This is a genomic window from Streptomyces sp. NPDC058401, from assembly GCF_042722885.1.
Lineage (GTDB): Bacteria > Actinomycetota > Actinomycetes > Streptomycetales > Streptomycetaceae > Streptomyces.
The window spans coordinates 57,679-60,532 of record NZ_JBHXKA010000046.1; the positions used below are offsets into that span (position 1 = coordinate 57,679).

Sequence of the window (2,854 nt, forward strand, 5' to 3'; positions counted from 1 at the left end):
TCATGGCGGTCGTGGCGATCGACCCGCGCCCGATCGCCAACAGGAACACGGGTGAGAACCAGGAGGGCAGGACGCCTTCCAGTCCGGCCTGCGGTTCGGCCATGTCGACGACGGTCGCGGCGAGGGCGCCCAGCGTGGTGAGGAGGACTCCGGGCAGGAATCCGCCGAGCGCGGTCCAGCCCGCGACGGCCCACGGGGAGGTCGTGCGCGGCAGGTAGCGGGAGAAGTCCGCGCTGTTCGTGTACGAGAGGGGGCCCGAGGCGATGAGCGTGACGCCCGCCGCGAGGGTAGCCCACAGGGCGGTGCCGGTCAGCGGTTCTCCGGGCTGGTGGCCGAGGTCGGCGCGGGTGCACACGTAGCCGGCGACGACGGCGAAGGTGACCGTGAGGGCGATCGCGATCGGGGGGTAGAGCTTGACCATGGTGGCGTGTCCGTAGACGCCGATGGCCAGGGTGAGGGCCGCGATGACCACCACGACGGCGACCTTGACGCCGCTGTTCGTCTCGATGCCCGCCTTCTCCACGAGGACGAAGGCGGCGACCGCGGCGGCGGCGAGGTTGAGGGCGATGTAACAGATGCAGAGCAGCCAGCCGTTGACGGCGATGTTCACCCGGTTGCCGCGGACGCCGTACATCGCCCGCGCGATCACCTCGCTCGGTGTGCCCGAGGCCGGCCCCGAGACGGCGAGCAGGCCGATCGGCGCCCAGAACAGGCTGCCCGCCACGATGACCGCGACGGCCTGCCACAGGCTCAGGCCCATGAGGACGAGGGCGCCGCCGACCACCATGCTCAGGTAGTTCACGTTCGCCGCCGCCCAGACGGCGAACAGCTCGCGGGCACGGCCGTGGCGTTCCGCGTCGGGAACGTGGTCGATGCCGTGCGCCTCGATCCTGCCGGGCCGGTCCGCATCCGTGCCCGTGCCCGTGCTCTTACCCGTGCTCGTACCCGTGCCCCTGTCCGTGCCCGCGCCCTTGCCCGGATCCGTGGATGCCATGGAGCCCTCCGTCTGCGGTCTTACCCACCTGCGTGTCGTGGCGGAGGCGTTCGCGCGCGCTCTCGCCCGATCTTCACGCACCCGGGGAGCGGCGGCGTACGACGACATCAGCGCACTCGGGCGGCGGGTACGACCTGCTGACCGCACTGGTCGTCGATGCCCACGAAGCGTCCGGGACGAGGCCTCCTCCTTCGACTACGCCGTTGCCGTGGCGGCCGGGGGCAGCGGGCTCGTGGTCCTCCCGAACGGGGCCGCCCGCTGCGGACAGGGGGCGCTTGACCAGGGCTTTCACGAGCGGGTTACCGTGTCCCTTCATTCAAGGGGGAACACCGATGTCGCACCACAACGGGTGGGGAAACCACCCGGATCAGCCCGTGCCGCCGCAGTGGGGAGGTGGCTGGATGCCGCCTCCCGCACCGCAGCCGGGAGTCATACCGCTGCGCCCGCTCACCACGGGCGAGGTGCTGAGCGGGGCCTTCGGGGTGTTCCGGCGGTACTGGAAGCCCCTGATCGGCGTCATGGTCGCGGTGCAGGGCATCGGAATCCTGCTCGTGGCCGCCGCCTTCGCCCTCACCTGCGTGGTCGCCTACGACCGGTTCGCCGCCGTCTTCGACCTCGCCCCGGGAGAAAGCCCCGAGGGCTCGGACGTGGCGGCCCTCTTCCTGTCCTTCGTACCGGCCGGCGTGGTCCTGCTCCTCGTGATGACGCTGAGCGCCGCCATGTTCAGCGCCCTATGCCCCGCGGTGATCCAGGAGGCGGTGCTCGGCCGTCCGGCGACCTTCGGCTCGATGTGGCGCCGCAGCTGCTCACGGCTGCCGTCGGTGCTCGGCACCGTCCTGCTCGCCGCGCTGATCGCGGGCGGACCCGCGCTCGTGCTGTACGCGGTCGGCATCCCGCTGATCATCATGAACACGGACCTGGACGGCTCCGGCCTGCCGGCCGCCTTCGGGCTGCTCCTGCTGGGCTCGCTCCTGTGCGTCCCCTTCTCCGTCTGGGTCATGGGCCGGTTCAGCCTCGCTCCCACCGCGGCGGTGTGCGAGGGACTCGGCCCCGTCGCCGCCCTGCGCCGCTCTGCGCACCTGGTGCGCGACGGCTGGTGGAGGGTGTTCGGCATTTCGCTGCTCGGGTACGTCGTGGCGTCCGCCGTGGGGTACGCCATCCAGATGCCGTTCGGCTTCGTCGGCATGTTCGGCCTCTTCCCGGTCATGCCGGGACCGGACGGTCCCGCGGCCGATCCGAGCACGCTGCTCGTCGGATTCCTGGTCTACGCGGTGACCATGCTGATCGGCATCGTCATCAGCTCGCTGTTCCAGCTCAGCTACCCGCAATTGGTCGTCGCCCTGCTCTACGTGGACCAGCGGATGCGCAAGGAGGACCTCGCGGCGGCCCTCACCGCCACCGCGTATCCGGCGCCGGCGGCGGCACCGTAGGACCGGCGGACTCGCACCTACAATGCTCGAATGATCTTCATTGTGGTCAAATTCCCCGTCAAGTCCGAGTACGTCGAGCAGTGGCCCGAGCTGGTCGCGGAGTTCACGCAGGCCACCCGCGCGGAGGCGGGCAACCTGTGGTTCGAGTGGTCCCGCAGCCTGGACGAGCCGGACACCTACGTGCTGGTCGAGGCCTTCCATGACGACGCCGCGGAAGCCCACGTCACCTCCGCGCACTTCCGCAAGGCCCTGGAAACCATGCGCCCCCTGGTCACCCGGACGCCCGAGATCGTCAGCACCACCATCGAGGGCGCGACCGGCTGGAGCCGGATGGGCGAGCTCCAGGTCGACTGACAACGGCCCCGCACCACCCCGCACCACTTCACGCCCCGGCCGCTCCCGGCCCGCTCCGCGCCACGTGCCGCGGAGC

At 71.0% G+C, this 2,854-nt stretch carries 3 protein-coding genes; 2 read left to right on the top strand and 1 reads right to left on the bottom strand.

The window, feature by feature from the left end:
* On the bottom strand, positions 1-994 hold a 994-nt coding region (locus tag ACFWNV_RS19000; protein ID WP_383948003.1), incomplete at its 3' end, for a purine-cytosine permease family protein.
* 401 nt (positions 995-1,395) lie between these two features.
* Between ACFWNV_RS19000 and ACFWNV_RS19005 the strand changes: the two genes are divergently transcribed.
* Together ACFWNV_RS19005 and ACFWNV_RS19010 are read left to right on the top strand one after the other, a co-directional pair.
* The gene (locus tag ACFWNV_RS19005; RefSeq protein ID WP_383948006.1) at positions 1,396-2,424 is read left to right on the top strand and encodes an oxidoreductase; all 1,029 of its coding nucleotides are present in this window, start codon (positions 1,396-1,398) and stop codon (positions 2,422-2,424) included.
* 30 nt (positions 2,425-2,454) lie between these two features.
* A complete protein-coding gene (locus ACFWNV_RS19010; protein ID WP_383948009.1) occupies positions 2,455-2,778 on the top strand; it encodes a putative quinol monooxygenase in 324 nt (107 codons plus the stop codon).
* The last annotated feature ends 76 nt before the right edge of the window (positions 2,779-2,854 follow it).